General features: G+C 69.7%; 11 protein-coding genes. 2 read left to right on the forward strand and 9 right to left on the reverse strand.

Going from position 1 to position 16398, the window contains the following annotated elements; genetic code table 11:
- Positions 1-367 precede the first annotated feature (367 nt).
- From ABZ354_RS17275 to thyX, 3 genes are all read right to left on the reverse strand, one after another.
- Positions 368-2053, reverse strand: coding sequence for a ribonuclease J (locus ABZ354_RS17275; RefSeq protein ID WP_358657499.1), 1686 nt, complete (start codon positions 2051-2053; stop codon positions 368-370).
- A gap of 126 nt (positions 2054-2179) precedes the next feature.
- The gene (gene dapA / locus ABZ354_RS17280; protein ID WP_358657501.1) at positions 2180-3079 is read right to left on the reverse strand and encodes a 4-hydroxy-tetrahydrodipicolinate synthase; all 900 of its coding nucleotides are present in this window, start codon (positions 3077-3079) and stop codon (positions 2180-2182) included.
- A gap of 247 nt (positions 3080-3326) precedes the next feature.
- Entirely contained in the window at positions 3327-4064 is a 738-nt protein-coding gene (gene thyX / locus ABZ354_RS17285) for an FAD-dependent thymidylate synthase (protein WP_358657503.1), read from the reverse strand.
- Between the two features lie 161 nt (positions 4065-4225).
- On the opposite strand from thyX, the gene ABZ354_RS17290 reads away from it, so the two are divergent.
- On the forward strand, positions 4226-4780 hold the full coding sequence (locus ABZ354_RS17290; RefSeq protein ID WP_358657505.1) for a PH domain-containing protein: 555 nt from the start codon (positions 4226-4228) through the stop codon (positions 4778-4780).
- 190 nt (positions 4781-4970) lie between these two features.
- Here the strand turns inward: ABZ354_RS17290 and ABZ354_RS17295 are convergent, their stop codons facing one another.
- From ABZ354_RS17295 to eccD, 6 genes are all read right to left on the reverse strand, one after another.
- Positions 4971-5414: a hypothetical protein gene (locus ABZ354_RS17295; protein WP_358657507.1), complete on the reverse strand. Its 444-nt coding sequence runs from the start codon at positions 5412-5414 to the stop codon at positions 4971-4973.
- A gap of 26 nt (positions 5415-5440) precedes the next feature.
- Positions 5441-6193 (reverse strand): 4-hydroxy-tetrahydrodipicolinate reductase, encoded by a 753-nt coding sequence (gene dapB, locus ABZ354_RS17300; protein ID WP_358657509.1) that lies wholly within the window; start codon positions 6191-6193, stop codon positions 5441-5443.
- Between the two features lie 46 nt (positions 6194-6239).
- Positions 6240-7619 carry a pitrilysin family protein gene (locus ABZ354_RS17305; RefSeq protein WP_358657511.1) on the reverse strand — a complete coding sequence of 460 codons (1380 nt, stop codon included), beginning with the start codon at positions 7617-7619 and terminating at the stop codon, positions 6240-6242.
- Positions 7616-9832 (reverse strand): polyribonucleotide nucleotidyltransferase, encoded by a 2217-nt coding sequence (locus ABZ354_RS17310; protein ID WP_358657513.1) that lies wholly within the window; start codon positions 9830-9832, stop codon positions 7616-7618. The genes ABZ354_RS17305 and ABZ354_RS17310 overlap by 4 nt, the downstream gene beginning before the upstream one ends.
- Before the next feature lie 420 nt (positions 9833-10252).
- On the reverse strand, positions 10253-10540 hold the full coding sequence (rpsO, locus tag ABZ354_RS17315; protein ID WP_010042739.1) for a 30S ribosomal protein S15: 288 nt from the start codon (positions 10538-10540) through the stop codon (positions 10253-10255).
- A 195-nt stretch (positions 10541-10735) separates the two neighbouring features.
- Positions 10736-12205, reverse strand: a complete 1470-nt coding sequence (gene eccD / locus ABZ354_RS17320) for a type VII secretion integral membrane protein EccD (RefSeq protein WP_358657515.1) — start codon at positions 12203-12205, stop codon at positions 10736-10738.
- A 164-nt stretch (positions 12206-12369) separates the two neighbouring features.
- Here eccD and eccCa point away from each other — a divergent pair, with 164 nt between their 5' ends.
- Positions 12370-16329, forward strand: a complete 3960-nt coding sequence (gene eccCa / locus ABZ354_RS17325) for a type VII secretion protein EccCa (RefSeq protein ID WP_358657517.1) — start codon at positions 12370-12372, stop codon at positions 16327-16329.
- Positions 16330-16398 lie beyond the last annotated feature (69 nt).

Here is a 16398-nt window from a genome sequence, read left to right on the forward strand (position 1 = left end):
TTCTCAAGGAACGGACGCTTCCTTTGTACTCACCCTCTCGGGCTTTCCTCCGGGCGCTTCCCTCCGGTCTTGCGTTTCCGACTCTATCAGATCTTCCCGATCCGATTTCCTCGGTGCTTTCCAGGTCCCCGCTTTCGCGTTTCCCTTTCCGGCGGTTCCGACTTTATCAGAGGTTCTGAGTCGGAATTCCCACCCCTTCCGGCTCACTCTCGTGAGGCTCGTCGAGTCTCACTGAGAGGGATCCCCCGGTGCACGAAGCGGCCGGGTTCCCGTCTGGGCGGGGTCGTAAACGTACTGGAGCGGGGCGCCCCGATGCAAATCGAGGGCCCCGCCCCTGTGTTCGCGCTGTCGGCAGCCCGACGCGCCGTCAGACCTCCACCACGACAGGCAGGATCATCGGCCGGCGCCGGTAGGTGTCCGAGACCCACTTGCCCAGCGTGCGGCGGACGAGCTGCTGCATCTGGTGGGGCTCCACGACGCCGTCCTGGGCCGACTTCTCCAGCACCTCCGTGATCTTCGGGATGACCTCCCCGAAGGCGGAGTCCTCGATGCCGGAGCCGCGGGCCTGTACGTGCGGGCCGCCCGTGATCTTGCCGGTGGACGAGTCGAGGACGACGAAGACCGAGATGATGCCCTCGTCGCCGAGGATCCTGCGGTCCTTCAGGGCCGGCTCGCCCACGTCACCGACGGAGAGGCCGTCGACGTAGACGTAGCCCGCCTGGACCTTGCCGGAGATCTTCGCCTTGCCCCCGACGAGGTCCACGACCACGCCGTCCTCGGCGATGACGATGCGGTCGTGCGGGACGCCGGTCAGGGCGCCCAGTTCGGCGTTGGCGCGCAGGTGGCGCCATTCGCCGTGGACCGGCATCAGGTTCTTCGGGCGGCAGATGTTGTAGAAGTACAGCAGCTCGCCGGCCGAGGCGTGGCCCGAGACGTGCACCTTGGCGTTGCCCTTGTGGACGACGTTGGCGCCCCAGCGGGTCAGGCCGTTGATGACGCGGTAGACCGCGTTCTCGTTGCCGGGGATGAGCGACGACGCGAGGATCACCGTGTCGCCCTGGACGATGCGGATCTGGTGGTCGCGGTTGGCCATGCGGGACAGGGCCGCCATCGGTTCGCCCTGGGAACCCGTGCAGACCAGGACCACCTCGCTGTCCGGCAGGTCGTCCAGGGTCTTCACGTCCACGACCAGGCCCGGGGGGACCTTCAGATAGCCGAGGTCACGGGCGATGCCCATGTTCCGGACCATGGAGCGGCCGACGAAGGCGACCCGGCGGCCGTACTCGTGCGCCGCGTCGAGGATCTGCTGGATGCGGTGGACGTGGCTGGCGAAGCTCGCCACGATGATGCGCTTGCGGGCGCCGGCGAAGACCTGGCGGAGCACGCCCGAGATCTCCCGCTCGGGCGGGACGAACCCGGGGACCTCGGCGTTCGTGGAGTCGGAGAGGAGGAGGTCGATGCCCTCCTCGCTCAGCCGCGCGAAGGCGTGCAGGTCGGTGAGGCGGCTGTCCAGCGGGAGCTGGTCCATCTTGAAGTCGCCGGTGTGGACGGCCATGCCGGCCGGGGTGCGGATGGCGACCGCGAGGGCGTCCGGGATGGAGTGGTTCACCGCGATGAACTCGCAGTCGAACGGGCCGATCCGCTCGCGCTGCCCCTCCGTCACCTCGAGGGTGTAGGGGCGGATGCGGTGTTCCTGGAGCTTGGCCTCGATCAGGGCGAGGGTCAGCTTGGAGCCGATCAGCGGGATGTCCGGCTTCTCGCGCAGGAGGAAGGGGACGCCGCCGATGTGGTCCTCGTGGCCGTGGGTGAGGACGATGCCCTCGATGTCGTCGAGGCGGTCCCGTACGGAGCTGAAGTCCGGCAGGATCAGGTCGATTCCGGGCTGCTCCTCCTCGGGGAAGAGCACTCCGCAGTCGACGATCAGCAGACGGCCGCCGTACTCGAAGACCGTCATGTTGCGGCCGATCTCGCCGAGGCCGCCGAGTGGGGTGACCCGCAGGCCGCCCTCGGGGAGCGGCGGGGGCGGGGCCAGTTCAGGGTGCGGATGGCTCAAAAGACTCTCCTCAACCACACGCGCCACGTACCGGTGGGGCACGTGGCGCGCGTAACGTTCGTGCAGAAGCAGTTGTCGTGTGGCTGCGGGCACCGGTGGCCCGCTATTCAGTTGTGAAGTCCGTTGTCAGAGCTGTACCCCGCCCGCGGCAAGATCGATCTTGAGCTGCTCGATCTCCTCGGGCATGCACTCGACCATGGGCGCGCGCAGCGGGCCGGCGGGCAGGCCCTTGAGGGTGAGCGCGGCCTTCGTCGTCATGACGCCCTGGGTGCGGAACATGCCCGTGTAGACGGGGAGCAGCTTCTGGTGGATCTCGGTCGCCTTCTGGACGTCGCCCGAGGTGTACGCGTCGATCAGGGCGCGCAGCTCGGGGGTCACGAGGTGGCCGACGACGGAGACGAAGCCGACCGCACCCACGGAGAGCAGCGGGAGGTTCAGCATGTCGTCGCCGGAGTACCAGGCGAGCCGGGACCGGGCGATGGCCCAGCCGGCGCGGCCGAGGTCGCCCTTGGCGTCCTTGTTGGCGACGATCCGCGGGTGCTCGGCGAGGCGTACCAGCGTCTCCGTGTTGATCGGTACGCCGCTGCGGCCGGGGATGTCGTAGAGCATGACGGGGAGTTCCGTGGCGTCGGCGACGGCCCGGAAGTGCCGGTAGAGGCCCTCTTGCGGGGGCTTGTTGTAGTACGGGGTGACGACCAGCAGTCCGTGGGCGCCCGTGCGCTCCGCGGCGCGGGCGAGCTCGATGCTGTGGTGGGTGTCGTTGGTTCCGACTCCGGCGATGACGTGGGCCCGGTCGCCGACCGCTTCCAGGACCGCCCGTACGAGATCCGTTTTCTCCGCGTCGCTGGTGGTGGGGGACTCGCCCGTGGTGCCGTTGATGATCAGGCCGTCGTTGCCTGCGTCCACCAGGTGGGCGGCGAGCCGCTGCGCGCCGTCGAGGTCGAGTGCGCCGTCCGCCGCGAAGGGCGTGACCATGGCGGTGAGGACCCTCCCGAAGGGGGTCTGCGGAGTGGAGGTCGGAGCCATGGGTTACACGCTACTCGTTGCTCTGGTCGGGGTCTGCCCTAGGGGGAGGCGGCAAGGTGGGACAAATGCGGATCCCGGCACTGCCTGCTCGGGGGTTCAAGCAGTGCCGGGTCCGTTCGATCAGGCTAGATGAACTTCACTAAATACTGCAATACGGACACCTCGCGGGGCTGATCGCACCTGTGTGCCCCGGGGCATCCGCGTCCGGGCACACAGGTGCGCACGGACGCGGATGCCCCGGGGCGTGTTACGGAGCCACCCGGCCGTTGGTGTTGAAGGCGGCGTACGTCAGCGGCATGAGCTCGGCCCACGCGGCCTCCATCTTCTCGCCGACCATCTCGATCTCCCGCTGGGGGAAGGACGGCACCTTGGCCAGCTCGTGCTGGGTGCGCAGGCCGAGGAAATGCATCAGCGAGCGGGCGTTGCAGGTGGCGTACATCGAGGAGTACAGGCCGACGGGGAGCACCGAACGGGCGATCTCGCGGGCGACGCCGGCCTCGATCATCGCCCGGTAGGTGCGGTAGGCCTGCCGGTAGGAGTTCTCCATGGACCCGGCGACGAGCCCGTGCTGCTCCTCGGTGCCCTCGACGAACTCGTACTTGCCCGGGCGGCCCTGCTGGACCAGCTTGCGGGAGGCGTCGGGGACGTAGAAGACCGGCTGGAGCTCCCGGTATCGGCCGGACTCCTCGTTGTAGGACCAGCCGACCCGGTGCCGCATGAATTCGCGGAAGACGAAGATCGGTGCGCTGACGAGGAAGGTCATCGAGTTGTGCTCGAACGGGCTGCCGTGCCGGTCCCGCATGAGGTAGTTGATCAGCCCCTTGGAGCGCTCCGGATCCTTCTTCAGTTCGCCCAGGGACTGCTCCCCCAGGGTCGAGACCCGGGCCGCGAACAGTACGTCGGAGTCGGCCGCACTGTGCTTCACCAGTTCCACGGTGACGTCGCCGCGAAGTTCGATCTTGAAGTCGTCGTCTGTGCCGGTCACGGTACGAAAGGCCTTCCCGTCTCGTCTCTTGAGGACGCCAACTCTACGGGCGGCCCCGGCCCGGGGCGTACACGCCGTCCGGACCCCCGGGAGTGGTGACCGGGGACACAGGTCGATAACCTCACCGGGCCAGCCCCGCATGGATCGAGTGAGGAACCGCCGTGCCACTGCCCTTCCTGACGGCCGACCGCGCCTTCGACTCCACGGACGACGCCGCCCTCCCGTACGACGACCGCGACCGCCGGCGGCGCCCCTACCGGCCCGGCCCGTGGCGCGTGGGTGTCTCGGCGGTGCTGCTGCTGCTCGCGTCGTTCGTGCTGTTCGCGGCCGTCGTCATCGCGCTGACGGACAGCGTCGCGTCGGCCGGACTGGTCTTCGCCGTCGCGACGGTCGTCATCGCGTGCGCGCTGCGGCTGCTGTGCATGGGCGTGTGGGTGAGCGCGTACGGGCTGCGGCTGGTGAGCTTCTTCACCACGCGGACGACGCCCTGGGAACAGGTGGTCGCGGTGCGGACGGTGCAGCAGCCGGTGCGCTGGCTCGGGCTGCCGCGCACCGTGCAGGGACAGGCTCTGCTGCTCACCCGGCACGGGCGTCCGGCCGAAGCGGTTCCCCCGCTGCTGACCTCGCACGGCGCGGATTTCCTGGGCCGGCCCGAGGCTTTCGACCGGGCCGCCGACGCGGTGGAGGCCTGGGCCGAGGAGTACCGGCGGGGCTGAGCACGACCTCGGTGCCCGCGACGGCGGCGGCACGGCGAGGGGCCCGGTCCGCACCTGGTGATGGACCGGGCCCCTCGCCGTACGCGGTGGCTCAGGCGTACGCCGCTGCCCGCCGTCGCGTCCCTGCCCGCGTCGCGTCCGTGCTCGCCGTCGCGTCGTGGGTCGTCGGGGCGTCATCCCCCGTCGGGCGTCACTGCGAGGTGCGGTGCAGGATGATCGCCCGCTGCATCGCCCTGCGGGCGCGGGGTGTGTCGCGCGCGTCGTGGTAGGCGACGGCGAGCCGGAACCAGCTGCGCCAGTCCTCGGGGGCGGCTTCCGTCTCGGCCTTGCGCCGGGCGAACACCTCGTCCGCCGAGTCGCGGTCGATGCGCCCGGAGGGCGTGCGCCGCAGCTCGTCGACGGGCAGTCCGCCCTCGGCGTCGAGCTGGGCGGCGAGCCGGTTGGCCCGGCGGACGAACTGGGTGTTCTTCCACAGGAACCACAGCCCGATCACCGGCAGGACCAGCACCGCCAGCCCGAAGACGACGGTGACGGGTGTGCCCGTTTCGATGAGCATGACGCCGCGGCTGCCGGCCAGGGCGAAGTAGCAGACGAGAGCGGCGGCCGTGACGGCGTAGGTGATCTGTGCGCGCATGAGTGTCGGGGCTTCGGGTCCGGGCTTCAGTTCAGGTCCAGGAAGTGTTCCAGGCCGAAGGTCAGGCCCGGGGTGCTCACCACCCGCCGTACGCCGAGCAGGATGCCCGGCATGAAGCTGCTGTGGTGCAGGGAGTCGTGCCGCAGGGTCAGCGTCTCGCCCTCGCCCCCGAGCAGGACTTCCTGGTGGGCGAGCAGACCACGCAGCCGGACGGCGTGCACCGGGACGCCGTCGACGTCCGCGCCACGGGCACCGTCCAGCGCGGTGACCGTCGCGTCCGGCGCCGGGGCGCTGCCCGCCCGGCGGCGGGCCTCGGCGATGAGCTGGGCGGTGCGCGTGGCGGTGCCGCTGGGGGCGTCGGCCTTGTTCGGGTGGTGCAGCTCGACGACCTCGACGGACTCGAAGTAGGGGGCGGCGAGCTGCGCGAACCTCATGGTGAGGACGGCGCCGACGGAGAAGTTCGGCGCGATGAGCACGCCCGTCCCGGGGGACTGCTCCAGCAAGCCCCTCAGCTGCGCGAGACGGTCGTCGGTCCAGCCGGTGGTGCCGACGACGGCGTGGATCTGGTGCCGCACGCAGAAGTCGAGGTTGCCCATGACCGACGCGGGTGTGGTCAGCTCGACGGCGACCTGGGCCCCCGCGTCTGCCAGCGTCTCCAGCTTGTCGCCCCGGCCCAGGGCGGCGACCAGCTCCAAGTCCTCGGCGGCCTCGACTGCCCGTACCGCCTCGGATCCGATGCGGCCCCTGGCTCCGAGGACCGCCACGCGCAGCTTGCTCATCTTGTGCTTCCTTACGGGAGGGCTTGTCCTTCCTTGCGGAAGGGCTCTAGGCGACGGTGTCCTGCAGCCGGGAGGCCTGCTTGTCCTTCAGCGGGCCGATGACCGCCAGCGAGGGCCGCCGGCCGAGGACGTCCCGGGCCACGGAGCGGACGTCGTCCGGGGTGACCGAGGCTATCCGGGTCAGCATGTCGTCGACGGACATCTGGTCGCCCCAGCACAGCTCGCTCTTGCCGATACGGTTCATCAGCGCTCCGGTGTCCTCCAGACCGAGGACCGTGGAGCCGCGGAGCTGGCCGACGGCGCGGTCGATCTCCTCGTCGGACAGTCCGTGCTCGGCGACGTGGTCGAGCTCGTCGCGGCAGATCTTCAGTACGTCGTCCACCTGGGAGGGCCGGCAGCCGGCGTACACGCCGAACAGGCCGCAGTCGGCGAAGCCCGAGGTGTACGAGTACACGCTGTAGGCCAGGCCGCGCTTCTCGCGGACCTCCTGGAACAGCCGGGAGGACATGCCGCCGCCGAGAGCGGTGTTGAGGACGCCGAGCGCCCAGCGCCGCTCGTCGGTGCGCGCCAGACCGGGCATACCCAGCACGACGTGCGCCTGCTCGGTCTTGCGGGCGATCATCTCGACGCGGCCGGCGGTGCGCAGACCGCGCAGGCCGCCGCGCGGTGCGATGGGCTGCGCCGCCGGGTCCTTGAGCGCGCCGGCCTGTTCGAAGGCGGCGCGGACCTGGCGTACGACCTTGTTGTGGTCGACGTTGCCCGCGCAGGCGACCACCAGGTGGGTCGGGTCGTAGTGCTTCTTGTAGAAGCGGCGGATGCGGTCGGCGGTGAGGGCGTTGACCGTGTCGACGGTGCCGAGCACGGGGCGGCCGAGGGGGTTGTCGCCGAACATCGTGTGCGCGAACAGGTCGTGCACACAGTCGCCCGGGTCGTCCTCCGTCATCGCGATCTCCTCGAGGATCGCGCCGCGTTCGACGTCGACGTCCTCCTCCAGGATCAGCGAGCCGGTCAGCATGTCGCAGACGACGTCGATGGCGAGCGGCAGGTCGGCGTCGAGCACGCGCGCGTAGTAGCACGTGTACTCCTTCGCCGTGAACGCGTTCATCTCGCCGCCCACCGCGTCGATCGCCGAGGAGATGTCCAGGGCCGACCTGCGGCTGGTGCCCTTGAAGAGCAGGTGCTCCAGGTAGTGCGTGGCACCGTTCAGAGCCGGGGTCTCGTCGCGGGAGCCGACGTGCGCCCAGATGCCGAAGGTTGCGGAGCGGACCGAGGGCAGCGTCTCGGTGACGACGCGCAGGCCACCGGGGAGAGTGGTCCTGCGGACCGTGCCGATGCCGCCTGTGCCCTTGATGAGGGTTTGGGTACGGGCGACGGCCCGCGCCTCCGGAGAGGTGCGGGCCGTCGCCTTCGGGCTGTGGGACGTCACTGGTCGGCGTCGTCCTTCTTCTCGTCGTCGCCTTCGCCCTCGATCACGGGGATGAGGGAGAGCTTTCCGCGGGAGTCGATCTCGGCGATCTCGACCTGGACCTTCTGGCCCACACCGAGGACGTCCTCGACGTTCTCCACGCGTTTGCCGCCGGCGAGCTTGCGGATCTGCGAGATGTGCAGCAGCCCGTCCTTGCCGGGCAGCAGGGAGACGAACGCGCCGAAGGTGGTCGTCTTCACGACCGTACCCAGGTAGCGCTCGCCGACCTCGGGCATCGTCGGGTTGGCGATGCCGTTGATCGTGGCGCGGGCGGCCTCGGCGGCCGGTCCGTCGGCGGCACCGATGTAGATGGTGCCGTCGTCCTCGATCGTGATCTCGGCGCCGGTGTCCTCCTGGATCTGGTTGATCATCTTGCCCTTGGGGCCGATGACCTCGCCGATCTTGTCGACCGGGATCTTCACGGTGATGATCCGCGGCGCGTTCGGGGACATCTCGTCCGGGGTGTCGATCGCTTCCATCATCACGTCGAGGATGTGGAGGCGGGCGTCACGGGCCTGCTTCAGCGCGGCGGCCAGGACGGAGGCGGGGATGCCGTCCAGCTTGGTGTCGAGCTGGAGGGCGGTCACGAACTCCTTGGTGCCGGCGACCTTGAAGTCCATGTCGCCGAAGGCGTCCTCCGCACCGAGGATGTCGGTGAGGGTGACGTAGTGCGTCTCGCCCTCGATCTCCTGCGAGATGAGGCCCATGGCGATACCGGCGACGGGGGCCTTCAGCGGCACACCGGCGTTCAGCAGCGACATGGTGGAGGCGCAGACCGAGCCCATGGACGTCGAGCCGTTGGAGCCGAGGGCCTCGGACACCTGACGGATCGCGTACGGGAACTCCTCGCGTGCCGGCAGTACCGGCACGATGGCGCGCTCGGCGAGGGCGCCGTGGCCGATCTCGCGGCGCTTCGGGGAGCCGACGCGGCCGGTCTCGCCCACGGAGTACGGCGGGAAGTTGTAGTTGTGCATGTAACGCTTGCGCGTCACCGGCGACAGCGTGTCGAGCTGCTGCTCCATGCGGAGCATGTTCAGCGTGGTGACGCCCAGGATCTGGGTCTCGCCCCGCTCGAATAGCGCGGAACCGTGCACGCGCGGAATGGCCTCGACCTCGGCGGCCAGGGTGCGGATGTCGGTGACACCGCGGCCGTCGATGCGCTTCTTCTCCTTGATGACGCGCTCACGGACCAGGGACTTGGTGAGCGAACGGTACGCGGCGGAGATCTCCTTCTCGCGGCCCTCGAACTCCGGCAGGAGCTTCTCGGCGGCGAGCTGCTTGACGCGGTCCAGCTCGGCCTCGCGCTCCTGCTTGCCGGCGATGGTGAGCGCCTGCGCGAGCTCGGGCCTGACGGCGGCGGTCAGCGCCTCGAAGACGTCGTCCTGGTAATCCAGGAAGACGGGGAACTCGCCGGTGGGCTTGGCAGCCTTCGCGGCGAGGTCGGCCTGGGCCCTGCAGAGCACCTTGATGAAGGGCTTCGCGGCGTCCAGACCGGCGGCGACGACCTCCTCGGTCGGTGCCTCTGCGCCGCCCTCGACCAGCGTGACGGTCTTCTCGGTGGCCTCGGCCTCGACCATCATGATCGCGACGTCGCCGTCCTCCAGGGTGCGGCCCGCGACGACCATGTCGAAGACGGCGTCCTCGAGCTCGGTGTGCGTCGGGAACGCCACCCACTGGCCGCGGATCAGCGCGACGCGGACGCCGCCGATCGGGCCGGAGAAGGGCAGACCGGCCAGCTGCGTGGACGCGGAGGCGGCGTTGATCGCCACGACGTCGTACAGGTGGTCGGGGTTGAGCGCCATGATCGTGGCGACGACCTGGATCTCGTTGCGCAGGCCCTTCTTGAAGGACGGGCGCAGCGGGCGGTCGATCAGGCGGCAGGTGAGGATCGCGTCCTCGGACGGCCGGCCCTCACGACGGAAGAAGGAACCGGGGATCTTCCCGGCCGCGTACATGCGCTCCTCGACGTCCACCGTGAGGGGGAAGAAGTCGAGCTGGTCCTTGGGGTTCTTGGAGGCGGTGGTGGCCGACAGCACCATGGTGTCGTCGTCCAGGTACGCCACGGCCGAGCCGGCGGCCTGCCGGGCCAGACGGCCCGTCTCAAAGCGGATGGTGCGGGTGCCGAAGGAACCGTTGTCGATAACGGCCTCGGCGTAGTGGGTCTCGTTCTCCACCAGCAAAATCTCCGATACTTCTCGTCCTTCGTCCCTGGTCTGCCCGTGTGGCAGGGGGACGGTGTCGGAGAAGCGCTCCGTCTGGTGCGGGCCGGTCTTCGATCGAAGCACCCGGGGTTCGCTGTCCCGGGGGCCACTACCGAGGACCGGCGGCGGCGAGGCGCGCTTCTCCTCGTTCTGTCATGCGTTCCGCGTCGTGCGTGTGTCATGCGTTGCGTGACGCGGTTTGCGTTGTGCTACCACACTACAAAGCGTGAGTGACACTCCGCACGTTCCCGTGCGCAGGGGAGGATTTCCCCCGCACCCGGTTTCCGTATGCGCGGTTTCTCACCGCGTCCCTCCGTGCGCACGGCGCAGCCGTACGTACGGCAAAGGGGAGCGGTCCCCGATCGCTTCGGGAACCGCTCCCCTCACGGCGTCTTACTTGGCGCCCGCAGCACCGCGGCGGATGCCGAGACGGTCGACCAGCGCACGGAAGCGCTGGATGTCCTTCTTGGCCAGGTACTGCAGCAGGCGGCGACGCTGACCGACCAGGATCAGCAGACCACGACGGGAGTGGTGGTCGTGCTTGTGCGTCTTGAGGTGCTCGGTGAGGTCCGAGATCCGGCGCGACAGCAGAGCCACCTGGACCTCGGGGGAGCCGGTGTCACCCTCCTTGGTACCGAACTCGGACATGATCTGCTTCTTCGTAGCGGCGTCGAGCGACACGCGTACTCCTCATAGTCTGTGAATGGCCACCGAGTGCCCCCGGTCCACATCTCGGGGGATCTTCCACGACTCGGAAGGCGGGGTCCGCTGGGCGCGGCCTCCAGGGCGAGAGCTCCGGGGGTGCGTACGCATACGGCCGTCGTTCAGGGTAGCAGGGTGCGGGTGGGCCTCCGGCCGCCGGGCCACGCGTGGCAATCAGCCCGTCATCGAGCGGACGGCGGTCAGCACTCCCAGCGTGGCGAGGCAGAGCGGGACCAGTGTCAGCAGCACGGCACCCTCCGCCAGATCGAGGAACCGGCCCCAGAACGGCGACAGGCCCTTGCCCGGGACGATCAGCCCGACGGCGGTGACGAGAGCGGCGCCCGCAGCGACCGCGGCGGTCAGCCAGATCGTACGGAGGTCGAGAGCGCCCCTGTCGTCGTGCAGGACGAACTCGGTCAGCTCCTCCGTGGGCGGGTTGAGCGCCAGACCGAGCAGCAGCAGCGCGATCGCCGCGAGGCCCGCCACCAGCGTGCACACCACCTGCGAGGTGTAGCGGAAAAGGCGCGCCCGGATCAGCATGGACAGGCCGGCGGCCAGGGCGAGGAGCTGACCCCACACGTTGTCCGAGAAGCCGAGCACCGCCGCGGAACCGATGACGACGGCCGCCGTGCCGCCGACGAGACCGAGCAGCATCTCGTGGCCGCGCCGGGCCCGAGCGGCGATGTCCTCGGCGTCGAGGGCCTCGGGCTCCGGCGCGTGCGAGGGATCGGGGTCGAAGTCGTCCTGCAGGGTGGAGCGGGGCGAGGCGTAGCCGATGGGCAGGCGGGTGAACCGGGCCGAGAGGCCGGGCAGGAAGGCGACCAGCCCGATCGCGGCGGGGGCACAGACCGCGGCGGTGGCGGTGGCGGACGCCTCCGTGACGATGGCGAGGAACGTCGCGAGCGTCCCGACCGCGGAGAGGAACGTGGCGGCGACGAACGGTGCGTCCGAGCCGGGGGCCAGGGCCACCAGAGCGACGGAGGCCACGAGAACGGCCGCGCACCCCAGCATGAACTGCAGCTTTCCCGGTCCGTGTCCGGCGACGGGTGCGACGATGCCGGACCCCGCGATCAGCAGGAGCGGCAGGGCCGCGAGCCCGAGGGCGGCCGCCGGGGCCCGGTCCGCGTACACCCGCACGCGTACCCCGGCGAACGCGGTCAGCAGCACACCGACACTGCCCGCGACGATGCAGGGCGGGCCGTGCATGTCGTGGCGCACCGGGTCCGCGAACCAGAGGAGGAACCCGATCAGTAACACCAGCAGCGCGCCGCCGGTCAGCCCCGCGATGCGCAGCAGGTCGTCACTCCAGAGGTGACGGTCGCGGACGACAGCGGCCGCCACGGCGTCCGACACGTCGTCGTACACGGCCGGCGGGAGTGAGTGGGCGAACGGGCGCAAGCTCAGCACTTCGCCGTCGAGCACCCGCTCCTCGGTGAGTGTGCGCGCCCCGTCGAGGACATTGCCGTCCCGGCGCACCAGGTGATAGCCCGTGGGCGCGCCTGCGGCCTGGGTCTGACCCGTCAGGCGGAGGATTTCCGGGTAAACACCGGCGACAGGCATGTCCACCGGAAGCGCCACGTCGATACGGCTGTCGGGCGCCACGACAGTGACTCGGCAGAAGCCCGTCGACGTGGTCGTACTCACCTTCACTGACCCCCTGCTTCGCGGATGCGCACGCTGCGGTTGGCCACCCTACCGACAAGAACTGTCAGTTACGACACGTAAGATCGCCGGGCAGCGGAGGACCACCGGCGCCACGGGGGTGCCGGTACGCAAGTGCTCCTCCGTATAGGGGGATTGAAGCTCCGGTGAGCCAGATCGTCATCAAGCGCCCACCGCGTGCCCTGCCGCCCGAAGTGCCCACGGACGAGCTTCCTCTGGAGGCTCCGCCCGAACTGCCCCGTGGGCAGCAGGAAGGCGTGCTGATGCAGGTCCTTCCGACGCTCGGCATGGCCTCGTCGGTGGTGTTCTACTTCGCGTCCCCCAACGCCCATCCGTTCATGCGGATCATGGGTGTGGTGATGCTGGTGTCGACGGCCGCGATGGTCGTCGCCCAGATCGTCCGCCACCGTCGCGGTACGCAGGGGCAAATGGCCGATGTACGCCGCGACTACCTCCGCTACCTCACCCAGACGCGTCGCAGGATCCGCAGGACGGCTCAGCGTCAGCGTGACGCGCAGTGGTACCTGCACCCCGCTCCGGAGCAGTTGTGGGCGGTGGTCGCCGAGGGCAGCCGGGTGTGGGAACGGCGCATCGGCGACAGCGATTTCGGCCAGGTACGGCTCGGTCTCGGCCCGCAGCAGTTGTCCACGCCGCTCGTCGCCCCGGACACCGCTCCGGTCGACGAACTGGAGCCGCTGTGCGCGGGCGCCATGCAGAGGTTTCTGTCGGTGCACGCGCAGTTGGACGGGCTTCCGGTCGCCGTGTCGCTGCGCGCCTTCTACCACCTGACGGTGTCCGGAGACCCGGAGCACGCGCAGGCCACGGCCCGTGCGCTGGTGGCGCAGGCGGTCACCCTCCATTCCGCCGACGACCTGGTCCTTGCCGTGGTGACGGCCCCGGGTGCCGTGAGTCGCTGGGACTGGACGAAATGGCTGCCGCACTGCCAGTTGCCGGGACAGGTCGACGGAGCGGGCAGCCGACGTCTCTTCGGGGACGACCTCGGCGAGCTGGAGCATCTGCTGGCGGCCCGTCTGGACGGACGGCCGCGCTTCAACCGTGAAGGCCAGCCGCTGCTCGACCAGCCGCACATCCTCGTGGTGCTGGACGGCGGCATGGTGCCGCCGACCTCGGCCTTCGCCGCCGCGGAGGGCCTGCAGGGCGTCACCATCGTCGAGGTCCTCTCCGGCGAACTCGACCATCCGCGCGGTGATCTCTCGGTCGTCGTACGCCCGGACCGCCTGTGGCTGGACTCCGGCGGCTCCATCGCCTACGAAGGGGTGCCCGACGGACTGTCGCTGCCTGCCGCGGAGGCCCTGGCCCGGCAGTTGGCCCCACTGCGCATGGGCGGTGGGGACGACGACGAGCCCCTGCTCGCCAACCTCGACTTCACCGACCTGCTGGGGCTGGGCGACGCCGCGTCCGTGGATGTGAGGCGCACCTGGCGGCCGCGGTCCACTCCGGAACGGCTCCGGGTGCCGATCGGCGTCGGCGAGGCCGGCCAGCCCGTGATGCTGGACCTGAAGGAGGCCGCGCAGGACGGCATGGGACCGCATGGCCTGTGCGTGGGCGCCACCGGCTCCGGCAAGTCCGAGCTGCTCCGCACGCTCGTGCTCGGTCTGGCCGTCACGCACTCGTCCGAGGCCCTCAACTTCGTCCTGGCGGACTTCAAGGGCGGCGCGACCTTCGCCGGCATGTCACAGATGCCGCACGTCGCCGCCGTGATCACGAACCTCGCCGACGAGCTGACCCTGGTCGACCGCATGGGAGACGCGATCAGGGGCGAGTTGCAGCGACGGCAGGAGCTTCTGCGCTCCGCGGGCAATTACGCCAACCTTCACGACTACGAGAAGGCGCGCGCGGCGGGGGCCCCGCTGGAGCCACTGGCATCACTCGTCCTGGTGATCGACGAGTTCAGTGAACTCCTGACGGCAAAACCGGACTTCATCGACATGTTCATCCAGATCGGCCGTATCGGCCGGTCCCTCGGTGTCCATCTGCTGCTCGCCTCGCAGCGTCTGGAGGAGGGCCGGCTGCGCGGTCTGGAGACGTATCTGTCGTACCGGATCGGTCTGCGCACCTTCTCGGCCGCCGAGTCGCGCGCGGCCCTGGGGGTGCCGGACGCGTACCACCTGCCGTCCGTGCCCGGCTCGGGGTATCTGAAGTTCGGCACGGACGAGATGGTCCGTTTCAAGGCTGCCTATGTGTCGGGCACCTACAGGGCGGGCGGGCCGGATGTCTCCGCGAACCGCATGCCCATCGAGCGTCGGCCCGCGCTGTTCACCGCCGCGCCGGTGCCGGTGACGTACAGCGAGCCCGACCCGGAACAGAGCCAGGCACCCGCGCGGGGGCAGGACGACGCGCTCGCCGACACTGTGCTGGACGTCGTCGTACAGCGTCTGGAGGGGCAGGGCGTGCCCGCCCACCAGGTGTGGCTTCCGCCCCTGGACCAGGCGCCCACCGTGGACCAGCTGCTGCCCGCCCTGTCGGTCACCGCGGAGCGTGGCGTCCACCCGCCGGAGTACACCCGCCTCGGCGACCTGACGGTGCCCCTCGGACTGATCGACAAGCCCTTCGAACAGAAGCGGGAGGCCCTCTACCAGGACTTCTCGGCCGCCGCGGGCCACATGATGGTCGTCGGCGGCCCACAGTCGGGCAAGTCGACGCTACTGCGCACGCTGGTCACGTCCTTCGCTCTGACACACACGCCGCACGAAGTGCAGTTCTACTGCCTCGACTTCGGCGGCGGCGGCCTCTCCTCGGTGAGTGACCTGCCCCACGTGGGCGGTGTCGCCTCCCGGCTCGACCCCGAACGCGTCAGGCGTACGGTCGCGGAGGTCGCGGTCATCCTCAACCGGCGCGAGCAGTTCTTCCGCTCCCACGGCATCGACTCCGTCACCACCTACCGCAGGCGCCGGGCCGCGGGCGATCTGCCCGGTGAGCAGTGGGGCGACGTCTTCCTCGTCATCGACGGCTGGGGGAACTTCCGCAACGACTACGAGGGCCTGGAAGCAGTCGTTCACGACATCGCCGGCCGGGGCCTCGGGTACGGCATCCACGTGGTCATCTCCGCCTCGCGCTACATGGAGGTGCGCGCGGCGCTCAAGGACCAGATCCTCGGCCGTCTGGAGCTGCGGCTGGGTGACGCCATGGACTCCGAGTTCGACCGCAAGGTCGCGATGAACGTACCGACGGGTGTGCCGGGCCGCGGGCAGGTACCCCAGAAGCTGCACTTCATGACGGCGCTTCCGCGCATCGACTCCGTGTCGGACGCCGGCAGTCTCGCGGACGCCACGGCCCGGCTCGTGCAGGGCGTCAAGGACAACTGGCAGGGTCCGCCTGCCCCCACGGTGCGGCTCCTGCCGCGCAAGCTGCCCGCCGACCAGTTGCCCAAGGGTTTGGAGGCCCCGCAGCAGGGCATCGCGATCGGCCTCGACGAGGCGGATCTGGAGCCCGTCTTCATCGACTTCGATGCGGACCCGTTCCTGCTGGTCTTCGGCGACAGCGAGTCCGGCAAGACGAACCTGCTGCGTCTGATCGCCAAGCGGATCGCGGAGCGCTACACACCCTCCGAGGCCCGCATCGTCGTGGGCGACTACCGGCGCACCATGCTGGAGGCGGTCTCCGAGGAGCATCTGCTGGAGTACGCGCCCATGGCCTCGGCGATGCAGGTCCACATGGACGCCATCCGCCAGTTCATGGAGATGCGCGCGCCCAAGCCCGACATCACGCCGCAGCAACTGCGCGACCGCAGTTGGTGGACCGGGCCTCAGTTGTTCGTCGTCATCGACGACTACGAGCTGGTCGCGACCAGCACCGGGAACCCGCTGGCCCAGCTCGTGGAGCACCTGCCGTTCGCCCGTGACGTGGGCGTCAAATTCGTCATCGCGCGCAGTTCGGCGGGGGCTTCGCGGGCGATGTACGAGTCCTTCATGCAGCGGATCAGGGAACTCGGCGCACAGGGCGTCATTCTCTCGGGCGACCCGAGCGAGGGCGACATCCTGGGCAGCGTCCGGGCTCGTCCCATGCCGCCGGGCCGCGGCGTGTTCGTGTCGCGAAAGCGCGGTACGCCGCTGATTCAAGTGGGCTTGCTCCCTCAGCGCGGATAAACTGATCGATCGTGCTGCGGGCGCTACAAGACTCATTTTGACTGACCTGGAGAACGGGGGGGGGCGCTC

This window comes from Streptomyces sp. NPDC005925 (genome assembly GCF_040638805.1).
Taxonomy (GTDB): domain Bacteria; phylum Actinomycetota; class Actinomycetes; order Streptomycetales; family Streptomycetaceae; genus Streptomyces.